Consider the following 26,876-nt stretch of genomic DNA (forward strand, 5'->3'; position numbering starts at 1 on the left):
GATGCCCCATGCAGCCCTTGATACGCCCCAGGCGGGCGACCCTATCGTCAACCCCGCCACTGCAATCGGAGCCATCACCGGCCTGCAGGGCGACGTATTGCAGGGCTGGGCATTCGATGCAGCCCAACCCGAGCAACGCTTGATCGTTGAAGTGCTCATCGACGGCGCCAGCGTCGCACTTGCCCGCGCCGACCAATACGAACCCTGTGCTCCACAGGGGGACCAATTCCACGGCTTTTCCGTGCAGCTGCGCCAAAGCTGGCTGGACGAAGCCCGCTCGATCACGGCGCAAATAGCTAATACCGGCTTGCCACTTCAAGGCCGGGTGCAAATCCCTGCCGCGCCAACCCTGGATACCTCAGCCATTGCTTCACAGGTTTGGCATACAGGCGGCCTACGCTTGAGCGGCTGGGCTTGGGACCCCAAAGCACCCCGCCGACACGTTCAAATCAGCGTACGCGAAGGCGGCATTGAGGTCGCGAACGGAATTTGCGACCAACATCACCAGGCGCTGGCCTACCGAGCGAGTGCCGACCACGGCTTCGCCATCGACCTGCCCTGGGAGCTTGCCGATGGTGAACTGCATGTTCTGGAGGTAGTGAATGACCTTGGCCAGCCATTGCCAGGCAGCCCGGTCCGCTTGTGCTGCCTGCCGGAGGGGCTTGAGGGGTTGCTTCAACAACTACCTGCAACCGAGGACGACCGCACCCTCGCCCTGTTGAGCGGCCTCGCCAGGGAGCAGGCTTTGCGCCTTCCCAAAAGCGCAGGCTGGCATCTGTACCCACAGTGGTTTGACGCTTTTCAGCGCCTGGGCGAAGCACCCGCCCCCGCCCTGCAGGGTACTCTCGGCATCCTGTTGATCAGCGACGGTGACAACAACCTTGAGCAGGGCAGCCTGGCGAGCCTGGGCGCTGACCGTCTCGGCGTGCATGCCCTTGCGGCCACGCCACCGCAGATGCTCACCCTTGGGCTGCGGCAGTTGCTCGAGGCGGGGTGTGATCGGATCCTGCCGCTGGTGGCAGGAGACCGGCTGGCAGGGCATGCACTTACCCACCTCAGCGCCCTGCTGGACGACGGTAGTGCCTGGGGTTACGCCGACTGCGACCGTGATGGCGCACAAGGCGAACGCAGCTTCCCTTGGTTCAAACCCACATGGGACATTGACCTGTTCATCGGCGCCGATATCTTTACGCCAGGCGCAATATTTGGCAAAGAGGTTATTGAGCACGCGCTGGCGCTGCTAACCGCCGGGCCGGGCACACAGGCCTGCAACTTCCACCAGCTGAGCGCGGCGGTCGCGCTAGCCACGCAGCGCAACAAATTATGCGTGAGCCACTTGCCCCGCGTGCTGTACCACCGCGCCCACCATGCTGCCGCCAGCCCCGAGCAGGCAGCGCCCTCCCCCGAACGCCAGCAGGCTATCAGCTGGCTGTGCGAACAGCTGGCAACAGGGGCGACTGTGAGCAGAGTGAACAATTACCCCGCCTTGCTGCGGGCCCACTGGCCATTACCCGTGGAACTGCCCCGTGTCAGCCTGATCGTGCCAACCCGTGACCAGTACAAATTGCTGGCCGCATGTATGGAAGGCTTACTTAACAACACCGACTACCAGAACCTCGAACTCATTGTTGTGGATAACCAATCCACCGACCCGCAGACCCTGGATTATCTAACAGCATTAACTGAGCGCGGTGTCACAGTGCTGCGCCATCCCTTCCCGTTCAATTACTCGACCATCAATAACCGCGCAGCAAATCTGGCAACGGGTGACGTGATCGGCTTGGTGAACAACGATATAGAAATCATCGACAGCGGGTGGCTGAAAGAAATGGTGGCGCAACTTCTGCGCCCGAACGTAGGCGCAGTGGGGGCGAAGTTATTGTGGCCCAACCGCATGGTCCAGCACGGCGGTGTAGTAGTAGGTATCAATGGCCTGGCTGCACATAGTGGCAATACGCTAGCAGAAGACGATCCGGGATATCTCGGTTTTAACCAGCTAACGCGTCGCCAAAGTGCAGTCACGGCAGCCTGCATGCTCATGCGCAAAGCGGTGTTCGACGACGTGGGTGGGCTTGATGAGCTCACGTTCCCGGTGGCATTCAACGATGTCGACCTTTGCATGAGGATTCAACAACAAGGGTTACATCTGGTGTGGAGTGCAGGTGCACAACTCATCCACGCAGAATCCGCCAGCCGCGGCAAAGATTTGGCGCCTGAAAAAAGAGCGCGCGCTCAACGCGAACAGCAAAAATTCATTGAGCGCTGGACGATCGGCCACTACAATGACCCGTTTTATAACCCAGCGTTAGCCTTGGATTACTTGACCGGGCCTTACGGTGGATTAGCAATGCCCGTTAGCAGCTTTGCTAAACGGAAGCATACCCAGCCTGCCCTTGGAGCCTGGGAAGAAAGGAATCAATAGGTGTACGGCATGGATGGCAATGCCCAAAAATTTTCACTTCTGTTCACTGTGCTGGCTCTTTTGACCCACGCAGTGCGTTATGCCGTGCCTGGCACATTGTTATTCCAATCAGTTTCAAGCTTAGCCCGGGTTTGCGGTATGGCAATAAAAATTTATTGCCTGATTAACCACACGGTAAACAAGCGCTTTATTTCATCAGGGCACGGCATCGACACGCACGCACGGTCGCTGTCCCGGCGCATGCCCGCGGCCCTACGGCTGCACTGCCATCATCAGGGGCGGCCAGCAAACCTCCACTCGTACTCAATTGCAGACCAAACGCCATGAATTCCCTATCTGCACCGGCAGCATCAAGTACCGAAGTCAACGGCCATTTCGATTACATTCTTGACGACCGCGCATTCGGCTGGGCGTTTGCTCCTGCTCAACCACAAAAACGGCTGACCATTGAAATTATCGCCAATGGTGAAGTCGTTGCCCAAGGCCTTGCGCAGCAGTTTCGAGAAGACTTGCAAACCGCCGGGATAGGCGATGGTTGCTATATGTTCGATTTGCAACTGTCCCACGAACTGTTCGACGGCCAGGTGCACAGCCTGACCGCACGCGTTGCAGACACCGGCGGCATTCTTGGCGGCGAGCCCGTTGCCTTCGGCCCGGAGCGACGCGAGCCCAGCTACCCTCAGATCCCGCGAGCGCTTGGCCTGGGCATGCTGACCGAGCTGATGAACCAAGCCAACTACAGCCGCTTTGCTGGCAACCTGAGAAACTTCGCACAGGCCTATCGGCTTGCCTCACGCCTGCAAGAAACCGGCGAGGTCGCTGAAGCTCAAACTGCATGGGCCACCATCAACGGCGCACTCGGCGAAAACCCGCTGAGTTACTGCAAGCTGGGTGAATGCCTGATGCTGCAGGGCAATGCCGGCGAGGCCTTGGACGCGTTCCGCGTAGCCGCTGGTTGCGACCTGCGCCTGCACTGGGCGCACCTGGGCATGGCCAACAGCCTGTTTGCCCTGGGCCAGTTCGAACAGGCCGAAGAGGCCCTGCAGGTGGCCATTGCCCTGCAACCGCAGGACACCGCGCTGGCCAAGCGTCTGAAGTACATGCAAGACCACGGTCTGCCGCAGCGTGTTGACCTGCTGCTTGGCCAACAGCAGCGCGAAGCAGCCATCGCCCTGCTCAAGTCGTTCCTGCTCAAGCGCCCGGACAGCACCCAGGCATGCGCCTTGCTGGGTGACCTGCTGTGCGAGCCCAGTGACAACACCCTGCCTGGCATGACGCAACTGCATGAACTGCGCAAGGCGCAATGCATTCTTGAAGCCCTGCTAGACGATGTCGAAACCCGGCTGGACGAGGCCATTGAGTAATGAAAAAGCTGCTGCGCCACATTCATGAACACAGCGCTGACGGGCTGGACACCAGCCTGATCGTGGGTGCCGGTACCGGCAGCCAGCTCGGCGACTGGCGCCAGCTGGGCTGCCGCCAGTTGCTGCTGGCCGAGGCCCATCCACGCCTGGCCGAGGAACTGGGCCGTCGCTTGCGTCATGACCAGGGGGAACACCTGCTCGCGGTAGCCGTTACCGGCGACGCACAGCCGGTGGCAACGCTGCAAGCGCTGAACAACCTGGCCTACAGCAGCCTCAACCAGGCAGCCGACCTGTTTACCTACTACCCCAATCTGCGCCGCGATGAAGCATTGCAGGTTCCAGCCCGCAGCCTTGAAGCGATCGTGACCGAACAGGCCTTGGACGGCCGGCAACCCCACGCATTGCTCATTGCCGCACCGGGGCAGGCATTACAGTTACTGCAAGCTACCCCGGCAGCCGCACTGCACATCTTCAGCTGGGTGATTATCGAATGCAGCAGCGAGCCGCTGTACCAGGATGATGCCAGTGACAGCGAGATCATCGCCTGGATGGACGGCATTGGTTTCGAGCTGGTGACCGACAACCCGGACGCCATCTTCCCGCAAAGCCAGCTGCTATTCGAACGCAACGCTACGCGCCTGGTACAGCATCGCCTGCACAGCGCAGTTGCACAGCTACGCTCACAGTCTTCGTCTGCCGCTCAAAACAGACAGCAGCAGCTACAGGAGCTGGAGCAGCAACTGCAGCAACGCGACGTCGCCCTGCTCGAACTGACCGGGCTGGCCAACGAGCAAAAGCAACAGCTCGATGAGCTGGCAAGCGAGAACGCCCGGCTCTCCTCTGCGTGCGAAGCAATGCAAGCCCAACAAGAAGAGCTGCATCAGGCGTTGCAAGAACAGGCCGGCCAGGCTAACGCCCAGCAGGCGCAAGTTCATGAAATTGGCAATGAGCGCGACCAGCTTGCCAGCGCTTGCGAAGCGCTACGGCAGCAGCATGCAGCGTTGACTTCAGCTTACGACCAGCAAGCCAGCCAGATAGACGACCTGCGAGCAGAGCTTGCCACACTGACTAGCCGCAACAGCGAACTGGCCCTGATCAACGAAGCGCTGGAGAACCAACGGGCCGAGCTGGCGGGTGCCTGCCAGATGCAGACCCAACTGGCAGACGAACGCCAGGCCCGCGCTGACGCGCTCGGCGCCAAGGCCAGCGAGCTTGCTAGCGAACGCGATGCCTTGGCCAAGGACAACGCCAGGCTCACCGAAACCTGCGAGGGGCAAACCAGATCGGCCAGTGAATACAAAGCGCACCTGGACAAGGTCAGCGAACAGCGTGACCAGTTGCAGAAGGCGCTGGCCGAGCATAAGGATACGTTCGAAGCCAATCAGGGTTATGTGCACACACTTGAGCGTGAAGCGGTCGAGTATCAGCATCGGCAGCGCTTGCTGGAAGAAGAACTGGTCAAGAGCGAAGCCCAGCTCGAATTGATCAAAGATCTGCTTCTGCGCGAGCCAGGGCTTTGAATATGGGCTTGCCAATGTTTACAGCCATTGCCAACTGGCTACGCCTTCGTAAGAGCCCACCTGTCAAGCAACAGCCCGCTGCCGAGCCGGTTGTTCTGGAAGATGCCGACGAAGGCCTAGATGCTCATTTAGTCCCTTATGACGAAAACCTGCTTGAGCGCAGCCGCACGCAATGGCAATTCGGGGACTGGCAAAGCCTTGCCGAGCTGCAACGTGAAACCCTACAGCATCACCCGGACCGCGCCAAGCTGGCGCTTCTGGCTGCCGGCGCCCACCAGCAACTGGGCAACATGACCGCCGCGCGCCAGTTCACCCGCCTTGCCCAGGACTGGGGTTGCAGCAAGAAGCTGATCAGCCAGGTGCTGATTGCTGGCGTGCACAATACTCTGGGCCGCGCCACGGCTATTGCTGGCCGCTCGCAACAGGCGCTGGGGCACTTCCAGAACGCCGTGAAAATTGCCGCGCCCGGCGCTGATGTACGCCTGCTGGTACAAGCACGCGTGCGCGAGGAACTGGGCGAGCTTGGGCTGCCATCCCTGGAAGCCCAGCAAAAGCCAGGCCCAAGCGCCATTCGCCCAGCCCCCGAAAAAAACGCTGTTCAGAAGTTATCCGAGGATTTGCAGAAACATCACGCAACCTTGAGCGAACAGATCAAGCAGCAGAATGCCGAAATGGTCAAAGTGCGACAGTCTCTGGAGCGCACGATGAAGTCCGAGATGCTCAATGCTGCCCAGCAGCTGGAGGCATTTATGGGCGTTCAGAACTATCTGAATCATGGCGAACATTTGCCCGGTATGCACGGTTGGCCGATCAGCCCGGACTTTGCGCTGTACCTGGTCGAATTAATCGACGGCAATGATTATGACTTGATCCTCGAGTTTGGCTCTGGCACTTCAACCGTAGTTATTGCCAAAGCGTTGGCGAGAATTGCTCGCCAGCAACACGGCAAGCCTGCCACCGTGCAGGTGGCATTCGAACACCTGGAGCAGTACCACGCGCAGACGCAGGCGAACTTGCGAAACGCGGGGTTACTGGAAGCTGTGCAATTAGAACTTGCACCTTTGGCTGATTTCAAGGCACTCAATGGCACCATATATTCATATTACAGCTGTCACGCCGCCCTGCATAAATTGGCTGAGCAGCTAAGTTCAGGTATCAAGATACTAATTATAGTCGACGGCCCACCCGCATCCCTTGGAAAGCATGCGCGATATCCTGCAGTGCCTTCGGTACTTGCAAGTTTCAAAGATGCGCACATCGACATCTTGCTCGACGACTACATCCGTGAAGATGAAAAGGAAATCGTCCAGCTATGGCTGAAAGACATCGAAGTTGAGGGCCTGACTGCTCAGATGTCTACTCGCAAAATGGAAAAAGACGCTTGTCTTATCTCCATCCCCCATAAGGTGTAAACGAGCATAACCTCATGAAAATCCTAACAGTATTCGGCACTCGCCCCGAAGCAATCAAGATGGCACCCCTTGCGCTTGCACTCGCAGCAGATGAGCGCTTCGAGGCGAGAGTGTGCGTAACTGGGCAGCACAGAGAGATGCTCGACCAAGTCCTGGAATTGTTTGAAATCAAACCAGAGTTTGATCTCAACATCATGAAGCCAGGCCAGGACCTAACGGATGTAAGCACTTCGATCCTGCAAGGCATGAAAAGCGTCTTCCAGGATTTCAAGCCCGATATGGTCCTGGTGCATGGCGATACGGCAACTACTTTTGCTACGACCCTGGCTGCCTACTACCACCAAATACCTGTTGGCCATGTTGAAGCTGGGCTGCGCACCGGCAATCTGTATTCCCCATGGCCCGAAGAGGGTAACCGCAAGCTGACCGGAGCATTGGCTAACATACATTTCGCACCCACCGAGGACTCGCGAGCGAATCTGCTGCGCGAGGGGGTTGCTGATGCTTCGATAGTCGTGACCGGCAACACAGTAATCGATGCGCTTTTGGACGTTGTAAATCGCCTGAAAAACGATGAGGTACTGTATAAAAAAGCCTCGGCACCATCTAACTTTCTGGATCCTTCTCGCAAGTTGATTTTGGTTACTGGGCATCGCCGCGAAAGTTTTGGCAGCGGGTTTGAACGCATCTGCCAGGCGCTTCTGGAGGTTGCTCAACAGCACCCAGAAGTTGATATCGTCTACCCAGTCCACCTGAACCCTAACGTAAGAGAACCTGTTAATCGCCTACTGTCAGGCATTAACAACGTCCACCTGATCGAGCCGATGGACTATCTCCCTTTCGTCCATTTGATGAGCCGCTCTCACATCATTCTTACTGACTCAGGCGGTATACAAGAGGAAGCGCCATCGCTTGGGAAGCCTGTTCTAGTAATGCGGGATACCACTGAAAGGCCTGAAGCCGTTGCCGCTGGTACGGTAAAGTTGGTGGGCAGTGATGTGGCAAATATAGTTCGTGAACTGAAGCGGCTTCTGTCGGACCACGAAGCCTATAAGGCCATGAGCTTTGCTCACAATCCGTATGGCGACGGCACTGCTTGCCAAAGAATTATTCAAGCGTTGCTGAAAAACGCTTAACCCTTTAGCCCTTGCATGCATGCTCGGCAACACCGCCAGCATGCAGCACAAAATGTCAGGAACGACAATGCCCAACACTAAGCACTCCTATCAAACTATTTCTATGATTGGCCTTGGCTACATTGGCCTTCCAACCGCAACTCTTTTTGCATCGCGCAAGAAGAAGGTTATCGGAGTCGACGTTTCAGAACACGCGGTTAACACTATCAACAGCGGAAAGATTCATATTGTAGAACCGGAGCTAGATATCCTGGTCCACGCCGCAGTTTCAGAGGGCTATCTCCGCGCCACACTTACACCAGAACCAGCCGACGCTTTTCTAATTGCTGTCCCGACCCCTTTCAAAGATGGACATAGGCCCGACCTCAGCTACATTGAATCAGCGGCCAAAGCAATCGCCCCAGTTTTATGTAAGGGTAATTTGGTAATTCTTGAGTCTACATCTCCAGTTGGCGCTACAGAACAGATGGCCGCTTGGTTATCCGAAGCGCGCCCCGACCTCAGCTTCCCACAGCAAATGGGCGAGGAGGCTGACATTCAAGTAGCCCACTGCCCTGAACGTGTTCTTCCAGGCAAGGTGATCCATGAACTGGTAAGCAACGATAGGGTCATTGGTGGCATGACTCGAAAAGCCAGTGAAATGGCCGTCAGCTTATACAAAACGTTCGTCGAGGGTGAGTGCATTATCACTAATGCTCGGACGGCGGAAATGTGCAAGCTGACCGAGAATAGCTTCCGTGATGTTAATATTGCATTTGCAAACGAACTATCAATGATCTGCGGAAAACTGGACATTAACGTCTGGGAACTAATCGCATTGGCAAATCACCACCCTCGCGTAAACATTCTCCAACCAGGAGCAGGAGTTGGTGGTCATTGCATTGCTGTTGATCCATGGTTCATCGTAGCGACCACACCAGACGAGGCCCAACTAATTCGAACCGCACGTGAAGTCAATGATTATAAGCCTGAATGGGTTTTAAATATGGTGAAGGCCAGTATCGTTGACAAAATGGCAAATAAACCTGGCAGCACCATAGCTGACATTCGTGTTGCGTGCCTCGGGTTGGCGTTCAAGCCTGATATCGATGACCTGCGTGAAAGCCCCGCTGTTACCATTATGCAAAAAGTTGCAAAACTTGGATGCCAAGTCTTAGCGGTTGAGCCTAACATTGAAAAGCTCCCGTCAAAGCTCGCCGAACCAAACATTACGCTTTCCCACTTTAACACCGCGCTTGAAACAGCTGATGTTATCTGTATCCTGGTGAAGCACCGGGAGTTCATTGAGTCTGTAGAAAACATTCGAAAATCTAACAACGTTGTTGATGCTGTCGGCATTCTTGACTAACTAGTAGGCGGGGCAGTTTGTGAAAACTGGAATTTCCAAAACTCAAGCAGCACTGGCAGCGTTTAGAGCCGGTGAGTTCGCTAAAGCATTGACATTGTACCAAGATCTTGCAAGGACGATCAGTTCACGGGCTTTCGAAATCAACATTAAAATTTGCGAACATCGCTTAGCTGCCCCCGCACATTTTCCAATCACCGACTCAACTGTACGGGGTCTACAGCCACATACCGCTGAAAGCAATAAATCCGCTTTAAATATCGAAAAAACAGGCATTCAAAATAAAGCCGCCGCGGTCGCTGGCACTTACCTGATGGAGTCTATAGAGCTAACGGACCAGATGAAGTGGTACGACGTGAAAGTTCATCAGGGAGATGAAATCACCATTAGAGCAGCAGTATCTTATTTTACTAAAGACGCGACGAATCGCAGAAAAGCAGTGATGGTAGTAAGCGCCAACGATATCCATGGCAAAGAAATGGATTTTTCGTGTGGCCAGCTAGCTAAATCCAGGCACCTGCAAGGGTATTTCAAATACGTTAACTGCAACCTTGGAACTATAGCAAACCTACACAACTTTAAAATTCCAGCAGGTGCAGAACGCATCCGTATCGGCGTGTGCCGATTCAACGCCACGGCAACAGACCGAATAGTCATTGATGCATTTGAAGTTCAGATCAAGTCTAAAAATGAAGCCACTGCTGCTTTTACCCCCCCTAGCAAGTTAGCTGCAGAAGTAAGTATCCTAGGGTGGCCAGATTATCCAGACAATGGGCAGCCTTACGTGATGGGAATCATGGACGAGTTCACAACTGGCTGTTTTGAGCAGGAAATCAACCTGATTCAGCCACGACCCGACAACTGGTACGCGCTCGCCGAACAATATCGCCCCGCTTTTTTCTTCATTGAAAGCGCGTGGAAAGGAAATGGAAATAGCTGGCAGTATAGAGTTGCAGATTACGCCACAAAACCAGGCCATGAAGTTGCGCAGATAACACAGTACGCGCTACAAAAGAAAATTCCAACCGTCTTCTGGAATAAAGAAGACCCAGTTCATCATCAAAAATTTATGTGCAGCGCTCAGTTGGTAGATTATATATTTACTACCGATGCCAACATGTGTGATTCCTATAGGAAGCATACGGGCAACAGCAACGTCTACCCGCTGCCATTCGCAGCGCAGCCGGCTCTGCACAAGCCAGCTCCATTGAGTGGAAGAGCTGCACGCTCTTGCTTTGCCGGAAGCTGGTACGGGGAACGTCACGCTGAGCGCGGCCAAGCGATGCGATGGCTTTTGCAGGCAGCAAACCGTTACGGCCTTGATATATACGATCGTAACCATGGCACCGGCGCCTTCCCTTTCCCTAGGGAGTATCAACAAGGAATCAAAGGTAGCCTACCCTATAAAGAACTTTGCGCCGAATATAGCCGCTATCGTGTCTTTCTGAACGTAAACTCGGTTTTAGACTCACCTACAATGTTTTCACGTCGCGTGTTCGAACTGATGGCCTCAGGCACCCCCGTTGTAAGTACATACGCACGGGGAATTGAAGAACTATTTGACTCAGACGCGGTTTGGTTAGTTCATAGTGAAGAAGAAGCCAACCACGCGATCCACACATTGCTTACTGATGACAAAGAATGGCGCCGCAGAAGTCTAGCAGGGATTCGTGAAGTTTTCTCAAATCACACCTATGCACATAGACTCAATTTCATGCTTGAAAAAATGGGTTTAGACCAGTATATCCAGGCGGAACCTGAGTTACTGTTGATCGCTCGTGCCAAGACTCAAAAGGAACTCGACAGCCTAATAGGGACGGCGGCCAAGCAAAGCTACAAAAACTTCCAGCTGGTAATTGAAATTGCGGCGCCTCTAGATGCGTTAAATACACCCCCAGGCGTTGTCATAGTAGAAGCCCCAGCGCTTGACAGCAGTTCAATACGAGCTAGAGCAGAATCTGCTAAAGCGGTAGGCTGGCTATCCCCAAAAGCCAGCTATGGTGCCGAGTACCTACGAGATCTGGTCAATGCCATGGTTTACGAACCTGAGGCAAGCGGATGGGCTAAAGCTTTAGAAACGGATGCATTCGCTTACGGCCTATCCAGCATGATAGGTGCATCAATATGGCGCCCGGACACTTTCCTAACGCACCATATCAACGAATGCTGGTCAAATAGCGTGTCACATAGAAAACTTTTCTGCATCGATAGTGAAGAGTTTTCAGTCCAGCTCACCTCACTAAAATTGATCGCATAAAACTTACTCTCATGAACAAGCTTAAACGCGTACTTATTTGTGGCGCCCCTGACCTAAACTATATCGACGGCTCATCAATCTGGGCACAGACGATCGCCATGGCGACCGCTAAAACTGGCGTTGCTCAGGTCGACTTTATTGCAAAGAGCTCCCCCGAGCGCGATGAACTCTTTGGCCCTCTCAGGGCTATGGAAAGGATTAAAATAATCAATGGGACCGACCGAAACCTTTGGGAAGGAAAAAGCTATAAACGCCTGCCCCCAAACATGCTTGCAGATCTCGTGGAGCGATTGGACAGACAACAGCCATATGATGTAATCATCATACGCGGCCTTGATATCGCCACTAACCTCCTTAACTTTCCGTCGATACTTGGCAAGTGCTGGATGTACCTTACCGACATACCGCAAGACTTGAAAGAATACAGCGCTGAACAACGCGTTTTGATTCGCAGGATTGGTCTTGGATGTCGCCGATTACTCTGCCAAACAGAAGGATTCAAGTCCCTATGGCAATCGCTCGTACCACAGTTGGATGTTAGTAAGTACCGAATTTATACACCGGTAATTCCAGATATCGTCACAAGGCAGTTGCCGATATCTGAGCGGCCGCTACAGGCGATCTATGCTGGTAAATTCAAGGGTGACTGGATGACCTTGGAGATGGCCCAGTTGTGGCCACAAGTCCACGCGCGGATTCCAGGCAGCGAGCTCGTTATGATCGGGGATAAAATCCACGATGAGCCCCGACAGCCAAATTATCAGGAACGCATGCAATATGCACTGGAAGAGACGACCGGATTGACTTGGCTAGGGGGACGATCTCGGGAAAGCGTCCAGCAACACTTAGCTGAGGCACGCGTTGGGCTCTCTTGGCGCGCCGAAACGATGAATGACACAGTCGAATACTCAACAAAAATATTGGAGTATGGAGGAGCGGGATGTGCAGCCATCCTGAACCGCAACTCATTGCACGAGAAACTGCTTGGAAAGAATTATCCTTTGTTCGCTAATAATAGTGAAGAGTTCGTGCAACAACTAACCCGCGCATTGACTCAGCCCGAGATAGCTGAGCAGGCCGCTCAATCGCTTCGAAACGTAGCACAGAAGCATACTTTCTCCGTGCGAACTTCTGAAATCCGCGACTGGCTATTATCGGAAAATGATAATACTGCACCTACACAAAAAATTCGTATCCTTGTGGCCGGCCACGACCTCAAGTTTTTTCACTCGCTTCAGCAGAAATTAAATGACACTGGAAAATTTGAGTTCATCACAGACCAGTGGCAGGGGCACGATAAACATGTAGAAGAAAATAGCAAAGCCTTCCTAGAAACAGTGGATATCATTGTTTGCGAATGGTGCCTAGGCAATTTGAAATGGTATTCCCACAACAAAAAACCGCACCAGCGACTTATCGCTCGCTTTCATGCTCAAGAAGCGCGACTCCCTTACTTAGCCGAAGCCAACTGGGACGCCATCGAGCAAATTGTATTCGTAAGTGAGCATACTCGCCAACAGGCGCTGGAAGTATTCAAAAATTTCCCAACCTCAAAAACATCAGTTATCAGCAACTTACTTGATGATACAAAGTTCACACCAAAGAAAAAAACCGGTGACGCTCAATACACGCTCGGAATCATAGGAGTTACCCCCAAGAGCAAACGTCTTGATCGCGCCGTTGATCTTCTTGAGGCTTTGTTAGAGCACGATAGTCGCTACTGCCTTCGCGTCAAAGGGAAAAACCCCCTTGACTATCCGTGGTTGGTAAATAGACCTGAAGAGCTAGCATATTATCGAGATCTTTTTGAGCGCATCAACAAAAGCCCAGAACTTAGGCATCGAGTTATATTTGACCCAGCGGGTGATGATGTCAACGAATGGTTCACCATGGTAGGATATATACTTTCTTCGTCTGACCATGAATCGTATCATATGGCTATTGGTGAAGGCATATTGACCGGTGCAACGCCTATTATCTGGAACTGGGAAGGAGCTAAGGCCATATGGGGAAGTGAATGGATAGTGGATTCACTCCTTGAGGCAAAGAGCGCCGTCCTTGACGGCAGACCGCAAAACAACCTAGTATCTAAGATGCGCGAAATTGTACAAAAGCAAGCTACCAGTCATCGCTGGGAAAAATTAATTTTAGAGTACTGACATACGTATGATGATTAAAGAAGTTTTTGCAAACGCAACACCTGAAGCCCACAGATATATAAAAAAAGTAATCAAGCCAGATAGTCGAGCCGACTGCCACAAGCTGAAGAAATTATTTGATACTAAGGTGTTCGAAGCAAAAAACTTCGCAGATACGAATCTATGCATTCAGTCCTTTGACTGGCAAAGTGCGGACCAAGATCGAAATTGGTGGTGGCAACTGCAGGCCCTCCCCTTCCTCACTTGGTTCGCAAATAGCACTGACCTGCTATCAGCTGAAGAGCAAAAAAAATATCTGACACTTTGTTTGGACGCAATTAAGGGCTGGTCAAAAAATGCAGCATCCAACAATCAATCACCGCTTGCCTGGCACGATCACGCATCGGCCTACCGTGTAAGGAATATAACTAACTGGTTCTTAGCATGCCATTCTTTGGGCTGGCTCAGCAATGAAGATCCACAGTCCACAGCCATTGGCCATCTAATTACGAATCATCTCCAATGGTTACTCCTGGATAAAAACTATTCAAAGCATACTAATCACGGCTTCGATCAGGCCATGATTGGCTTGACTATCGGCCTAATGTTTGAAGGTGAACAGCTCCAATTAGTGAGAGATGTTAACCGTCAACGACTCATAGATGAAATTTGCTTCGCTTTCACTGAAGAAGGTGTTCACAAGGAAAATAGTCCAGGCTATCAAAAAATGATGCTTGCTCGGCTTAAGCAACTTCGCACCTTGGCTGAACTTGGCGACCTTGAAATCACACTAATAAGCGAAAAATATATAGAAAAGGCAGAGGCTTTTCTACGGGCTATAACGCTGCCCAGTGGAAATCTCCCAATGCTTGGTGACACCCAAGATGACGACAAAGGCCTATCATACGAGCAGAAGGAGGAGATAGACATCTTAGATTACTCCAACTCAGGTTACTTGATCGTTCGCGGCTCCGTTTTAAAGAAAGATTTTCATTTAATATTCAAGTCGAGCCACCTCTCAAACTATCATAGGCACGACGACGACTTATCTGTCCACCTTTACTATGACGGAAAAGTCGTATTGGGAGATGGCGGACTTGGCTCACACAATGAAAAGGACCCTAGAAGAATCGCACTAAGATCCAAAGCCGCGCACAACGTCCCGCATTTTTTAGGTGCGGAGCCCATTCGTGACTTCGCTAAATTAACAAACGGCCTCCCCAAAATACAGATTGAAGGCCTTGCTTTAATTGGAACCACTTCCACCTACGGTCATTCACTCAAGCGCGTAATCAACTTATCGGAACTCAATATTGGCAAATTCTCTGTAACGGATATAGTTGAGGACGGCTCGACCGGCAGGCTAGCCTGCAATATTTATTCGACATTAGAATTCACCACCAACAACTCCACACTGGAGGCACTCATCAGCGATAACTCCAATGTAAAAATTAAAATTTCTTCATCAGCAAGCGTAGAACTTTACAACACTTTTTTCTCTAAAGAATTTGGCGTATACAGTGAAGTCACTGCATTTTGCATATCAACGCCAGAAAATCTTGATACTCACCCCACCCAAATTTCACTCGAAATTCAGCTTGGGCACTAAGTAGCTTTGTCGATCCGCAGGAGTTAAGTCGATGTCATTTAGTAGCCGCGCCCAAACGGCCTTTCGCAACGGTGATTATCAGCTAGCAGTGGACCTATACGAACGCGCTGCGTTAGAACAACCCGCTCTGACAAGCACTTACCTGATAACATTAAATATTGCACGCGGCAGACTGGGGTTACCCCCAGTCGCTGCTCACCAACTAGTCACTCAAAAACTCAGCCTTGAGTCCTCAACAATACTGCCAGCACCACCAGAATACAACTCCGAATATCGATCGACCAAAGCTGAACATACAAACTCTTTGCCTTTCAATGACGTAACCACCGAACCGTTGGTCTCAGTCATTTTAACCGCAAGCAATCAAGTAGAATATATCGAGGAATCGATAACTTCAATTTTACGTCAAAAGTGGAAAAATCTCGAGCTCGTTATAGTAGACAACAACAGCACTGATGGTACATGGTACAAAATCCAACGCCTTCTTAAAACTGTTAGCAACCTACGATGCAAGCGCCTTAATACAGATCTCGGTGAAATATTCTCTAAAAAAGTTGGAATTCAGATGTCACGCGGAAATTATATTTTCTTCCAGCGCGGCTATGACCTTAGTCACCCTGATCGAATTCATCGTTCCATGCAGCATTTAATGCAACCCGGCACTCAATGCGTAAGAAATAAAATCCATTATTTCGCTCTAACCGATGATCAGCCAGCACTACCCCTCGACCACCTTAGCAGCTTGGAATCATATGTTTTAGGAGTGCGCCGTAGCATTTTTAATCCCATCTTGAATTTTGGGCAAACCCGCGCCTCAGAGCATGATCATCTTGTTAAGATTCTTATTTCTCTAGGACAGTCAGCAGAGGAAGTTTTTGAGCTCGACACTCCTCTTTATTGCAGATCGTCGCCAAGAGCTCAGTTTATCGATTCGGACCATGATGGCGACTTACCGCCAAGCAACGCCCACCCCTTGCTTACGAGGCCAAGATGCTTCGTCCCCGCCCAACCCGTGGTCGTCAGCCTGTGCTCCATCCCAGAACGCGCCGAATTGCTGCGCCAGGTACTCGCTAGCCTCGCGCCGCAGGTCGACGCGATGCACGTCTATCTGGACCGCTATGATTCGATCCCAGACTTCGTCCGTAATTGCCACCCCCAAGTAACGGCCTACCTGTCCAAGGACCACCCAGGTCTGCGCGACAACGGCAAGTTCCTGGCGTTTTCCACCCTTGCAGAAGACTGCTACTACTTCACAGCAGATGACGACATCGTCTATCCCCCTGATTACGTCGCCAGCATGGTGCGACGCATCGAGGATTACGAGCGTCAGGCGGTCATCGGGGTACATGGGGTACTACTGCCAGAGCAGGCAGAAGGTTACTTCACATCCTTCCGCAAGGTGCACATGTTCAAAAAGGAACTGGAACGGGATGCGTTGGTGAACAACCTGGGCACTGGCACCGTAGCGTTCCACTCGGGTCTGTTGCGCGGGCTGGACCTTACCCATTTCGGTACGCCGGGCATGGCAGACCTGCATCTGTCGGTTTTCTGCAAGCAACGCGATATCCCGATGGTGGCGCTCGCCCGCCCCGAAGACTGGCTGCAGGAACTGCCCTCGCCCAATACCAGCCTGTACAATGAGTTCCGGCAGGCGGACGACCAGCAGTCGGCACTTATCCGTGCCCACAAACCCTGGGGTTATGCAGCGATCAGCAAGGCTGTTGCCGGGGCCTCGATGCGGGCAACCAAGCCTGACACAGGCGAACGCCTGCAACGGTTGATACCCCTGTTGCATGCTTGCCTGAAATAGCCCAGGCACCAAGGCACCGCTTTGGCACTTCGCAGGACCGGCTGAAAAGCCGGCCCGCTTACATTATCTGCTGTTGAGTACGCCTAGGCGCGCAAGGGAAAGCACACTATGAACATCACCCCTCCCCAGTGCCTGCCACGGCCCGTTGCCTGGGTATGCAGACCATGAAAATTACCGTCGTCGGAATGGGTTACGTAGGCCTGGCTAATGCCGCCCTGCTCGCTCAACACACGCAAGTGTTCACGCTGGACCGCGACCCGGGCAAGGTAGACGCCATCAACCAGCGCCGCTCGCCCATTGTCGACCCGTTGCTTGAAGACTATCTGCTCAACAAGCAGCTGAACCTGCAGGCAACGCTCGATGGCGCAGAGGCTTACGCCGATGCGGCCTTCGTCGTCATCGCCACACCCACCGACTATGACGTTGAAAGCGGCCGCTTCGATACCCGTTCCGTCGAGTCGGTCATCCGCGACGTGCGAGCAGTCAACCAAGCGGCCACGTTGGTGATCAAGTCCACAGTGCCAGTCGGGTTCACCGAGCGCATGCGGCGCTTGTTCGGTTTTGACGACATCATTTTTGCACCGGAATTTCTGCGTGAAGGCCAAGCGCTCTATGACAACCTGTACCCTTCTCGCATCGTAGTCGGCGGTGATACCGCAGGCGCCAGGCTATTCGCCGAACTGATGCAGCACAGCGCGATCAAAAAAGACGTGCCGGTACTGCACACCGGCGCCACCGAAGCCGAGGCGATCAAGCTGTTCGCCAACACCTACCTGGCCATGCGCGTAGCGTACTTCAACGAGCTGGACAGCTACGCCGAAAGCCATGGCCTGGATACCCGCCAAATCATCGAAGGTGTCGGGCTGGACCCGCGGATTGGCAACCATTACAACAACCCCTCCTTCGGCTATGGCGGCTATTGTCTGCCCAAGGACACCAAGCAATTGCTGGCCAACTACAGCGACGTGCCGCAAACCTTGATTCGGGCAATCGTCGACTCCAACCGTACCCGCAAAGACTTCATCGCCGAGGCCATTCTCAAGCGCCAGCCGCGACGAGTGGGTATCTATCGGTTGATCATGAAAGCCGGCTCGGACAATTTCCGCACCTCGTCCATTCAGGGCATCATGAAGCGCCTGAAGGCCAAGGGGGTGGAGGTGGTGGTCTATGAGCCGGTGCTCAAGACTGCCACCTTTTTCAACTCAGCGGTCCTGACTGACCTTGAGGAGTTCAAGCGCAGCTGCGATGTGGTCGTGGCCAATCGGCTTACCGATGAAATCAACGATATACTCGACAAAATTTATACCCGCGACCTGTACAGCAAGGACTGAGCGCGGCCATGACATGGCTATCGTTTTTATGGAGACATCGATGCAAACCCTACTCTCCGGCCTGAGTGAACAGGCCAGCCGCGCGTATGTAGGCGCCTCATTTGACGACGCATTTTCGATTCAGTGGAAACCCGCTGCGCAGTTCATGGCCGGCGTCGACCTCACCAGCTCTTCGGGGGCACACCAGCGTGTGTGGCTGTACCGTGCGCCTTGGTCCTGGTTGGCCGATGGTGCCACCGTCGATGTCGCAGCGGCACTGCACCAGTGGCAGGCAGAGCAACGCGCAGTGCTGCAACTGCGCCGCACGCTGCGTCAGCGTTTGATTCTGGTGAACATCGACAGGGTGACGCCGCAGGCGTTGTTCGAGCGCCTGGGCCTGGCTTACAACGATCAGCCAGTGCAGCTGTTTGCCGACCCGTTGGCGGCTACCCTGGCCGGCGTCTTCGAGCAGATGGCGCCCGAGAGCTGGACCCTGTACGAAGCGTTGGAAGCGGCAGCATGGCTGCCAAACGGTGAACCGGAGTTCCGCTCCAATCGCCCACTGCCAACTACGGCAGGGTTGATCGAACTGCTGGATCTGATTCATGCCGGCCGGCAACTGCCAAACGCTCAACTGCAGTTGCATGAGCGCGAAAGGGCCATCACCAGCCTGCGTCGTGAAACCGAGCAAGCGCGAAGTGCTCAGCAAAGCCGCCAGGATGAGCGCGAACAGGTACTGTCGCAGCTACACCGCGCGCAGCAAGCGCTGGCCGATCGTGAAGCAGAAAGTCAGCTAATCAGGGAGCAGCACAGCAGCCTGCAGCAACAGCTGGCCCAGGCGCTGGCGGACAAGCAGCAAGCTACCCAGGCCATAAGCGCTGCCAGCGCGGGTTCCAAGCCATTGGCTGAGGAAAACGAGCTGTTGCTGGCTCAACTGCATAACGTGCAGGAAGAGCTGGAAAAGCGCCATCAGGCCAGCCTGTCACTCGAACAACAGGTCGCAGCCCTCCAGCTGGAAGTAGCACAGGCTCGCGCTACACAACAAAAAGCCCAACAGGTGCATGCCGACAATAGCGCTGCTCAACGTTACAAAGAAGAAAGCGAGCTTCTGCTGGCCCAGTTGCACGAAGTGCAAGAAGAGCTGGAAAAGCGTCACCTGGAAAGCCAGGGTTTCAACGACAAATACGCCAAGTTGAAGAAAGAGCTGGACCAGACCCTTGCCGCGCAACAGCAGTCCGGCATGGACCTGGCCGGCGCAACAGCCAATGCCCAGGCGCTGGGCGAAGAGAACGAACTGCTGCTTTCGCAACTGCATCTGGTGCAGGAAGAGCTGGAAAACTACTACCTGGCCAATCGCGAAATTCTCGCGGCCATGGACCAGTCCAACCACACGCTGCACCGTGCTCGTCAGGTGATCAGCCGGGTAGCTGCCAATGTCTAAGCCTCAGGCGGCAAGCCCGTTCAACAGTGTGGTCGACCCCCAGTGGTACGTAGCGACTTATCCGGATGTAGCGGCTGCAGGTGCAGACCCACAACAGCACTATGAACAACATGGTGCCGCTGAGGGTCGCTTGCCCCGGTATCTACAAGCCTATCGCCTGGAGTCGGCCCTGTGGGGCGGCTTCAGCGGGCTGGCGTTGCCCGAGCTCAGTGCCCTGCAGGCACACACCGAAGACCGTGAAGAGCACGCCTACGCTTCCTGGGCCCTGGCCCGCTGGCATGCCAGTGCCTCGCAATGGTCGAGCGCACTTCCATACATCGACGCCCTCGCACAGCCACTGCCACCTTACATCGGCACCCTTGGCCCAATATTGCTAAGGGCCGAGGTGCTGCTGCGCAATGGCCAGCAGTCGCTTGCGCAAACCTGCATCGCCGAGGCCATCGCGGCAAAAGGCATGCAAGCGGACTTGTGCTTGGCAGCCGCCAATGTATTGCTGGCCACAAAGGGCACCCAACACCAGCCGCCAGCGGCTATGCGCCTGTTCTGGCTTAACCGTGCGCTTGCCGCTGCCGACCTGGCACCGGTTGCCTTGCGTGATACCGCAGCTGCGCTCACCCTGGATAACCTCCAGGCCGCGTCTGCCGCGAAGGTTCCACCCCAGGCCCAGCCAAAAATCAGCGTGATCATGCCGGCGTTCAACGCCGAGGCGTTCATTGAAACGGCCCTGCGCAGCCTGCTGGCTCAAAGCTGGAGCAACCTCGAAATCCTGGTTGTCGATGACTGCAGCAGCGATGCCACGGTCGAGCGTGTTTCTGAGCTGGCCCGAGAAGATGCGCGTATCGTGCTGTTGCAGCAGCCGGTAAACCGCGGCGCTTACGCTGCTCGCAATACGGCATTGAAGCACGCGACCGGCACGTTCGTGGTCAACCATGACAGTGACGACTGGTCCCACCCTCAGCGCCTGGAGCTCATGGCCACCCCACTGCTGCAGAACCCCGGCCTGGTCGGCACTCTGGCTGAGTGGGTCAGGGCCGATACCGAGCTGCACTTCCAATGCTGGCGCATGGAAAACAGCCTGATCGAACCGAGCGTTTCCACCATCATGATGCGCTGCGATGCCGTGCGCGAACTTGGCGGCTGGGATGAGGTGCGTGTCGCGGCCGACCATGAGCTGCGTCAGCGCCTGCAACGGCGCCATGGCGACGAGGCACTGCTTTACCTGCTGCCAGGGGTGCCGCTGGTCATTGCCCGTCACCTGCCACAATCGCTGACCATGGCTTCCGGCACGCATCTGCGCTCGACGTTCTTCGGCCTGCGCCAGCTGTACAGCGCTCTGGCCGATACCTGGCATGCCATGGCAGAAGATGCGGCTCACCTGCGCTTGCCTGAAAGCGCGGGTGAACGCGCCTTCCCGGCACCCGCACCGATGCTGCGTACGTCATCTGCCCAAGCCAGCTACGACTGGCTGCTTATCAGCGACCTTGGCGAAACAGCGCGCAGCGCCAAGGCCCTGCGCCTGATACTGGACAGGTTGCAAGGGCAAGGTGAGCGCGTTGCCGTGCTGCATTGGCCTGACTACCAGCGCCCAGGCCGTGTGAGCTCCGCCATACTTCGCGAGGCCGTACTGGGTACAGTGGACATCGTGCTGGCCGAGCAGCAACTGGTGGCCCAACGCGTGGTGCTTGTAGGGCGTCATCTGCTTGCCTACCCATTGGATCAAGTACCGGCCATTCAAGGCTTGCAAACCTGCCAGGTCGTGGATTCCGTTCGTGAAGCCAAGCTGCTTGTAATGGCACCAGTAGCTCAGGCACTTCCTCCAAGCGACGAGCAACCTGCACCAGCCGAGCCTTCCTCCCCTCCTCCAGCCCTGGCAGAACCAGAGGCGCCCGAGCCCGTCACGGCGCAAGATAACGCCACAGGGCTACCAGCCTTGTTCGACGCAGCGTGGTACCTGCAACGCTACCCCGATGTGGAGAAAGCCGGCATCAGCCCTTGGGAGCACTATGTTACTAACGGTTTTGCCGAAGGCCGCGAGCCGGGCCCGGACTTCAATACAGCGTGGTATCTGGAGCAATGCATAGAGGCGCGTGACAGTGGCCTGCCGCCGCTGGTGCATTATGAAAAAACAGGTCGCCAAGCAGGTTACAACCCCGCTCACCCTAGTTTCACGGGTAGCCAGCCGAATCGACCGGGTCGGCCAACCCTGTTGCTGTGCGCCCACGCGGCCGGGGTGCAACTGTTTGGTGCCGAACGCAGCCTGTTGGATGTACTTGATGCCTGCAACATGCTGCAACTTAACGTGGTGGTCAGCGTGCCAAGCGTTGCCAACATGGCTTATATCGATGAATTACGCGCCCGCGCGCTATTCGTCGCCTGTATTCCCACTCGTCAATGGGTAGCCAGTACAGCACCATGTCCATTGGCCGTTGAACGCTTCCGCACGCTTATCCGTGACCATTCGGTAGAGTTGGTCCAGGCCAACACCCTGATGCTGCGTGAGCCGTTGATCGCGGCACGTCTCGAAAACGTACAGTCAGTGCTGCATGCACATGAGTCCCCGACCCATGACCCGGCGCTCTGCGCCGCCATTGGCCTGCCTGCGCCGCAGATCGTGGAGCAAGCACTCGAACGTGTCGATCACGTACTGGCCAACTCAGCCTTTACTGCGCAGCATCTATCCAAGCAAGGGGCCACCTACGTGGTCAGCAACATCATTGACCTGAAGGCGTTCGACCTGCCTAACGTCATTGACAACAAGTGCATCACGGCCGCGCTTATCAGCAGCAATTTGCCGAAAAAAGGTATCCAGGATCTTCTGCAGCTGGCCTGCGACACCGCTCGGGACACGCCTAACCTTCAGTTGTTGCTGATAGGGCCAAATACGCCAAGCGTCGCCGCCTTGAGAACACTGGAAGCGCGTGGCCAGTTGCCAGCCAACTTCAGCTTGTTGCCTTACGCAACCAGCCCGCAAACGGCTATTTCTCAAGCTAATATTGTGCTCAACCTGTCGCACTGCCAGGAAACCTTTGGCCGTACGCTGCTCGAAGGCATGGCCGCCAGCCGTCCAGTACTGGCTTATCGCTGGGGGGCATTGCCCGAATTGGTTGATGAAGGCGTCAATGGTCACACCTTCAAGCACGGTGACACTAAAGCGATCGCCAATAGGCTGCGCCAGCTCTGCCGTAACCCGAAAAAAATTCGCACCCTGGGGGCTGCCGGGCGCAAACGGGCCAAGCAGTACAACTTGAAGCGCTTGTGCAAGCAGCTGGGCGAGGCTTATACATCAATCCTTGACTACCCCCTCCAGTTGCCCTCCAGTAATAGCCATGTGCAGACAGAGGAACTGACATGATTCTAGTCACAGGAGGCGCTGGCTTCATCGGCTCCAACTTCGTACTGCAATGGTGTGCAAAAGGTGGCGAAGAGGTTCTCAATCTCGACGCCCTGACCTACGCCGGCAACCTGGCCAACCTGCAATCACTGGAGCGTAGCGAGCAGCATCGGTTCGTGCAGGGCAGCATTTGCGATGCAGCCCTGCTCGCGCGGCTATTTGCCGAACACCGCCCCCGAGCAGTGGTGCACTTCGCTGCGGAGTCGCACGTTGACCGCTCTATCACAGGCCCAGAAGCGTTCGTGGAAACAAACGTCCTCGGAACCTTCCGCCTGCTGGAAGCGGCCCGAGGCTATTGGAACCAGCTGGAAGGCGACGCCAAGACTGGCTTTCGCTTCCTGCATGTTTCCACCGATGAGGTTTATGGCACGCTGGGCAGCGAAGACCCAGCCTTCACCGAGGACACTGCTTACGCGCCGAACAGCCCCTATTCGGCCACCAAAGCCGCTAGTGATCACTTGGTGCGATCGTACTTCCACACCTATGGCATGCCAGTGTTGACCACCAACTGCTCGAACAACTACGGGCCGTTCCACTTTCCAGAAAAGCTTATCCCTCTAATGATCGTCAATGCGTTGGCCGGCAAAGCGCTGCCTGTCTATGGCGACGGCCAGCAGATTCGCGACTGGCTGTACGTCGAAGACCACTGTGCTGGTATCCGCCGAGTGCTGGAAGCCGGTACCTGCGGGGAAACCTACAATATCGGCGGCTGGAATGAAAAAGCCAACATCGACATCGTGCGCACTCTGTGCACGCTGCTCGATGAAATGGCGCCTGCCGACGAACGAGATGTCATCAATGTGAAGACCGGTGAACCAGTCAAGCAGTATGCAGAGCTGATCACCTATGTCACAGACCGCCCGGGCCATGACCGCCGGTACGCCATCGATGCACGCAAGATTGAGCGAGAGCTTGGCTGGAGGCCCGCAGATACATTTGACACGGGCATCCGCAAGACCGTGCAGTGGTACTTGAACAACCAGCAATGGGTAGCTAGCGTCATGGATGGCAGCTACCGGGACTGGGTAGCGCAGCAATATGGTTCGGGCAAACAGTGAAAATTCTGCTTTTGGGTAAAAATGGTCAAGTGGGTTGGGAACTGCAACGTTCACTGGCACCGCTTGGCCATGTGATTGCACTGGATCGTCAAGGGTGCTTGGACTTGAGCGGCAACCTGGGGGACCTTGATGCGATAGCAGCCACGGTCCGGGCGTTGAAGCCGGATATCATCGTCAATGCGGCCGCCTACACCGCGGTAGACAAGGCGGAAAGCGAAGCAGCGCTGGCTGGACGCATCAATGCCGATGCGCCTGGAGTATTGGCGCGCCAAGCGGCTGCTATCGGCGCTTGGCTGATTCATTACTCCACAGATTACGTATTCGACGGCAGCGGCTCCAGCCCCTGGCCAGAAGAGGCCTCCACCCACCCTCTTTCGGTCTACGGCCGTACAAAGCGCGATGGCGAAGTCGCTATCGAGGCCAGCGGTGCCCGCGCCGTGGTGCTGCGCACCAGCTGGGTATACGCCGCCCGCGGTCAGAACTTCGCCAAGACCGTGTTGCGGCTTGCTAGAGAGCGCGATGTACTTAACGTAGTAGCTGACCAGCACGGTGCACCCACCGGGGCGGAGTTGATCGCAGATGTAACTGCCCACATCATCAGGCAGATTTTCGGCGCATCTAATCCTAGCGAACTGGCAGGTATCTATCACCTGGCAGCAGCGGGTGAAACCACCTGGCATGGCTACGCACAGTTTGTGCTGCAGCATGCCAGCCGCCAGGGTTGTGCGTTGAAAGTAAGCCCTGAGCAGATCGGTGCGATCGCCACTGAAGATTATCCTGTCCCGGCCGCAAGGCCGCGAAACTCTCGCCTGAATTTGGCTAAACTCGAAAAGGCATTCAACTTAAAGATGCCGCCTTGGCAACAAGGTGTGCAACGCATGCTGGACGAGACCCAGCTTTAAGGACCGCATATGGCGCGTAAAGGAATAATTCTGGCGGGGGGGTCTGGCACCCGCCTGCACCCCGCCACCTTGTCCGTATCCAAGCAACTACTGCCGGTATACGACAAGCCTATGATCTATTACCCGCTCAGTACGCTATTGCTGGCTGGTATTCGCGACATACTGATTATCTCGACGCCTCAGGATACACCCCGGTTCGAGCAACTGCTGGGTAATGGAAGCCAGTGGGGGCTGAACCTTACCTATGCGGTACAACCAAGCCCAGATGGCCTGGCCCAGGCATTCACCATCGGTTCAGGGTTCATTGGCAATGATCCATCAGCGCTAGTATTGGGCGACAATATCTTCTATGGCCATGACTTCCAGGCGCTGCTGCTCAATGCAGACAAGCGACAGGAGGGTGCTTCGGTGTTCGCTTATCATGTTCAGGACCCTGAACGGTACGGGGTGGCTGAGTTCGATGGGGACGGCTGCGTGCTTTCTATCGAAGAAAAGCCGAAAGCACCAAAGTCCAGCTATGCCGTAACCGGCCTGTACTTCTATGACAACCAGGTTGTCGACCTTGCGCGACAATTGCAACCTTCTGCGCGGGGCGAGCTTGAAATCACTGACCTGAACAACCTGTATTTGCAGCAAAAGCAGCTGCACGTAGAGATCATGGGCCGCGGGTATGCCTGGCTAGATACCGGCACTCACGACAGCCTGCTTGAGGCGAGCCAGTACATTGCGACCATTGAGCGCCGGCAAGGGTTGAAAATCGCCTGCCCTGAGGAAATCGCGTATCGCGCAGGCTGGATCTCTGCTGAACAAGTCGAACGCCTGGCCCAACCAATGCTGAAAAATGGTTATGGGCAGTACCTGCGTAATTTACTTGAGGTTAGAGTTTTCTGATGCACGCTATTGCAATGGGCATCCCCGAAGTTGTCCTTTTCACCCCCAAGGTTTTCGGCGACGAACGTGGTTTCTTCTACGAGAGCTTCAACGCCCGTGTCTTCAGCGAAGTGACCGGTCTGCAGCCCGACTTTGTACAAGACAACCACTCGCGCTCGGTTAAAGGCGTGTTGCGTGGTCTGCACTACCAGCTGGCACCTCACGCCCAGGGCAAGCTAGTACGCGTGGTGCAGGGCGAGGTCTTCGATGTTGCGGTGGATATCCGTCGCTCCTCCCCTACCTTTGGTAAGTGGGTGGGGGCGGTGCTGTCGACCGAGAACAAGAACCAGCTGTGGATCCCACCAGGATTCGCGCACGGCTTCGTCACGTTGAGTGAAACCGCAGAGTTCCTCTACAAGACCACCGACTTCTACTCGCCGCAGTGCGAGCGCTGCATTGCCTGGGATGACCCGGCAGTCGGCATCGAATGGCCTATCGACTTTACACCGAGCTTGTCTGGTAAAGATCAGCTCGGGGTGGCACTGGCTGACGCTGAGCTGTTCGACTAACGCTTTTCGCGGAGAAGGGCTGCGGTAGCGCAGCCTTGTCTCTGGACACATGCCGTAACCGGGTCTTGCCGATAGTGGCGTTTTTCACACGTCACTAAAAAGCAACCGCTGCATGGCCTGGCAAATAATCAGAATTTGCCCCTTCCTTGTAGGCCACTTTCCAAAGATACTCCCTGCGCCTGTTTTCCGTTGCACACGTTAATCGTGAGACTTAGTCTCGACCCGTCGCTACCAAATCAGTGACCGGTTTTGGCAGGCCGTCGATTGTTGTCCGTTTGCTTACGCTTATGGCGGCTGTACGTGCGGGCACCCGCATGTGCGC

At 54.9% G+C, this 26,876-nt stretch carries 17 protein-coding genes; all 17 read left to right on the forward strand.

Annotated elements, in window-relative coordinates:
• The first annotated feature begins 1 nt into the window (after nt 1).
• The 17 genes from REH59_RS21505 (at nt 2) to rfbC (ending at nt 26,554) form a co-directional block, all read left to right on the forward strand.
• A complete protein-coding gene (locus REH59_RS21505; protein WP_014860651.1) occupies nt 2-2,422 on the forward strand; it encodes a glycosyltransferase family 2 protein in 2,421 nt (806 codons plus the stop codon).
• 323 nt (nt 2,423-2,745) lie between these two features.
• Nucleotides 2,746-3,786 carry a tetratricopeptide repeat protein gene (locus REH59_RS21510; RefSeq protein ID WP_014860650.1) on the forward strand — a complete coding sequence of 347 codons (1,041 nt, stop codon included), beginning with the start codon at nt 2,746-2,748 and terminating at the stop codon, nt 3,784-3,786.
• Complete coding sequence (locus tag REH59_RS21515; RefSeq protein WP_014860649.1) at nt 3,786-5,306, forward strand: hypothetical protein; 1,521 nt, start codon at nt 3,786-3,788, stop codon at nt 5,304-5,306. The genes REH59_RS21510 and REH59_RS21515 overlap by 1 nt, the downstream gene beginning before the upstream one ends.
• Before the next feature lie 14 nt (nt 5,307-5,320).
• Nucleotides 5,321-6,718 (forward strand): methyltransferase FkbM, encoded by a 1,398-nt coding sequence (locus REH59_RS21520; protein ID WP_135198640.1) that lies wholly within the window; start codon nt 5,321-5,323, stop codon nt 6,716-6,718.
• Nucleotides 6,719-6,732: 14 nt separating this feature from the next.
• Nucleotides 6,733-7,854 carry a non-hydrolyzing UDP-N-acetylglucosamine 2-epimerase gene (wecB, locus tag REH59_RS21525; RefSeq protein ID WP_014860647.1) on the forward strand — a complete coding sequence of 374 codons (1,122 nt, stop codon included), beginning with the start codon at nt 6,733-6,735 and terminating at the stop codon, nt 7,852-7,854.
• A 67-nt stretch (nt 7,855-7,921) separates the two neighbouring features.
• Nucleotides 7,922-9,202: a UDP-N-acetyl-D-mannosamine dehydrogenase gene (gene wecC / locus REH59_RS21530; RefSeq protein WP_014860646.1), complete on the forward strand. Its 1,281-nt coding sequence runs from the start codon at nt 7,922-7,924 to the stop codon at nt 9,200-9,202.
• A 19-nt stretch (nt 9,203-9,221) separates the two neighbouring features.
• Entirely contained in the window at nt 9,222-11,456 is a 2,235-nt protein-coding gene (locus REH59_RS21535) for a CgeB family protein (RefSeq protein WP_014860645.1), read from the forward strand.
• 11 nt (nt 11,457-11,467) lie between these two features.
• A complete protein-coding gene (locus REH59_RS21540) occupies nt 11,468-13,615 on the forward strand; it encodes a glycosyltransferase family protein (protein WP_014860644.1) in 2,148 nt (715 codons plus the stop codon).
• 7 nt (nt 13,616-13,622) lie between these two features.
• Nucleotides 13,623-15,203, forward strand: a complete 1,581-nt coding sequence (locus tag REH59_RS21545; RefSeq protein WP_320450355.1) for a heparinase II/III family protein — start codon at nt 13,623-13,625, stop codon at nt 15,201-15,203.
• A 31-nt stretch (nt 15,204-15,234) separates the two neighbouring features.
• A complete protein-coding gene (locus tag REH59_RS21550) occupies nt 15,235-17,013 on the forward strand; it encodes a glycosyltransferase family 2 protein (protein WP_265536530.1) in 1,779 nt (592 codons plus the stop codon).
• Nucleotides 17,014-17,177: 164 nt separating this feature from the next.
• Entirely contained in the window at nt 17,178-18,344 is a 1,167-nt protein-coding gene (locus REH59_RS21555) for a nucleotide sugar dehydrogenase (RefSeq protein WP_128573922.1), read from the forward strand.
• 40 nt (nt 18,345-18,384) lie between these two features.
• Nucleotides 18,385-19,764: a KfiB protein gene (locus tag REH59_RS21560; RefSeq protein ID WP_014860640.1), complete on the forward strand. Its 1,380-nt coding sequence runs from the start codon at nt 18,385-18,387 to the stop codon at nt 19,762-19,764.
• Nucleotides 19,757-23,116, forward strand: coding sequence for a glycosyltransferase (locus tag REH59_RS21565; protein WP_014860639.1), 3,360 nt, complete (start codon nt 19,757-19,759; stop codon nt 23,114-23,116). The genes REH59_RS21560 and REH59_RS21565 overlap by 8 nt, the downstream gene beginning before the upstream one ends.
• Nucleotides 23,113-24,213: a dTDP-glucose 4,6-dehydratase gene (gene rfbB / locus REH59_RS21570; RefSeq protein WP_014860638.1), complete on the forward strand. Its 1,101-nt coding sequence runs from the start codon at nt 23,113-23,115 to the stop codon at nt 24,211-24,213. The genes REH59_RS21565 and rfbB overlap by 4 nt, the downstream gene beginning before the upstream one ends.
• Nucleotides 24,210-25,115, forward strand: a complete 906-nt coding sequence (gene rfbD / locus REH59_RS21575) for a dTDP-4-dehydrorhamnose reductase (protein WP_014860637.1) — start codon at nt 24,210-24,212, stop codon at nt 25,113-25,115. The genes rfbB and rfbD overlap by 4 nt, the downstream gene beginning before the upstream one ends.
• Before the next feature lie 9 nt (nt 25,116-25,124).
• On the forward strand, nt 25,125-26,006 hold the full coding sequence (rfbA, locus tag REH59_RS21580; protein WP_014860636.1) for a glucose-1-phosphate thymidylyltransferase RfbA: 882 nt from the start codon (nt 25,125-25,127) through the stop codon (nt 26,004-26,006).
• Nucleotides 26,006-26,554: a dTDP-4-dehydrorhamnose 3,5-epimerase gene (gene rfbC, locus REH59_RS21585; protein WP_128573705.1), complete on the forward strand. Its 549-nt coding sequence runs from the start codon at nt 26,006-26,008 to the stop codon at nt 26,552-26,554. The genes rfbA and rfbC overlap by 1 nt, the downstream gene beginning before the upstream one ends.
• The last annotated feature ends 322 nt before the right edge of the window (nt 26,555-26,876 follow it).

Source organism: Pseudomonas sp. BO3-4, from assembly GCF_034044115.1.
GTDB classification, from domain to species: domain Bacteria; phylum Pseudomonadota; class Gammaproteobacteria; order Pseudomonadales; family Pseudomonadaceae; genus Aquipseudomonas; species Aquipseudomonas alloputida.

What these genes read in the sequence shown, in the direction of transcription:
- REH59_RS21555 (WP_128573922.1), top strand. Translation starts at nt 17,178, where the DNA reads ATGAAAATTACCGTCGTCGGAATGGGTTACGTAGGCCTGGCTAATGCC.
- rfbB (WP_014860638.1), top strand. Translation starts at nt 23,113, where the DNA reads ATGATTCTAGTCACAGGAGGCGCTGGCTTCATCGGCTCCAACTTCGTA.
- REH59_RS21520 (WP_135198640.1), top strand. Translation starts at nt 5,321, where the DNA reads ATGTTTACAGCCATTGCCAACTGGCTACGCCTTCGTAAGAGCCCACCT.
- REH59_RS21545 (WP_320450355.1), top strand. Translation starts at nt 13,623, where the DNA reads ATGATGATTAAAGAAGTTTTTGCAAACGCAACACCTGAAGCCCACAGA.
- REH59_RS21550 (WP_265536530.1), top strand. Translation starts at nt 15,235, where the DNA reads ATGTCATTTAGTAGCCGCGCCCAAACGGCCTTTCGCAACGGTGATTAT.
- REH59_RS21515 (WP_014860649.1), top strand. Translation starts at nt 3,786, where the DNA reads ATGAAAAAGCTGCTGCGCCACATTCATGAACACAGCGCTGACGGGCTG.
- REH59_RS21560 (WP_014860640.1), top strand. Translation starts at nt 18,385, where the DNA reads ATGCAAACCCTACTCTCCGGCCTGAGTGAACAGGCCAGCCGCGCGTAT.
- REH59_RS21540 (WP_014860644.1), top strand. Translation starts at nt 11,468, where the DNA reads ATGAACAAGCTTAAACGCGTACTTATTTGTGGCGCCCCTGACCTAAAC.
- REH59_RS21510 (WP_014860650.1), top strand. Translation starts at nt 2,746, where the DNA reads ATGAATTCCCTATCTGCACCGGCAGCATCAAGTACCGAAGTCAACGGC.
- rfbA (WP_014860636.1), top strand. Translation starts at nt 25,125, where the DNA reads ATGGCGCGTAAAGGAATAATTCTGGCGGGGGGGTCTGGCACCCGCCTG.
- wecB (WP_014860647.1), top strand. Translation starts at nt 6,733, where the DNA reads ATGAAAATCCTAACAGTATTCGGCACTCGCCCCGAAGCAATCAAGATG.
- rfbC (WP_128573705.1), top strand. Translation starts at nt 26,006, where the DNA reads ATGCACGCTATTGCAATGGGCATCCCCGAAGTTGTCCTTTTCACCCCC.
- wecC (WP_014860646.1), top strand. Translation starts at nt 7,922, where the DNA reads ATGCCCAACACTAAGCACTCCTATCAAACTATTTCTATGATTGGCCTT.
- REH59_RS21565 (WP_014860639.1), top strand. Translation starts at nt 19,757, where the DNA reads ATGTCTAAGCCTCAGGCGGCAAGCCCGTTCAACAGTGTGGTCGACCCC.
- REH59_RS21505 (WP_014860651.1), top strand. Translation starts at nt 2, where the DNA reads ATGCCCCATGCAGCCCTTGATACGCCCCAGGCGGGCGACCCTATCGTC.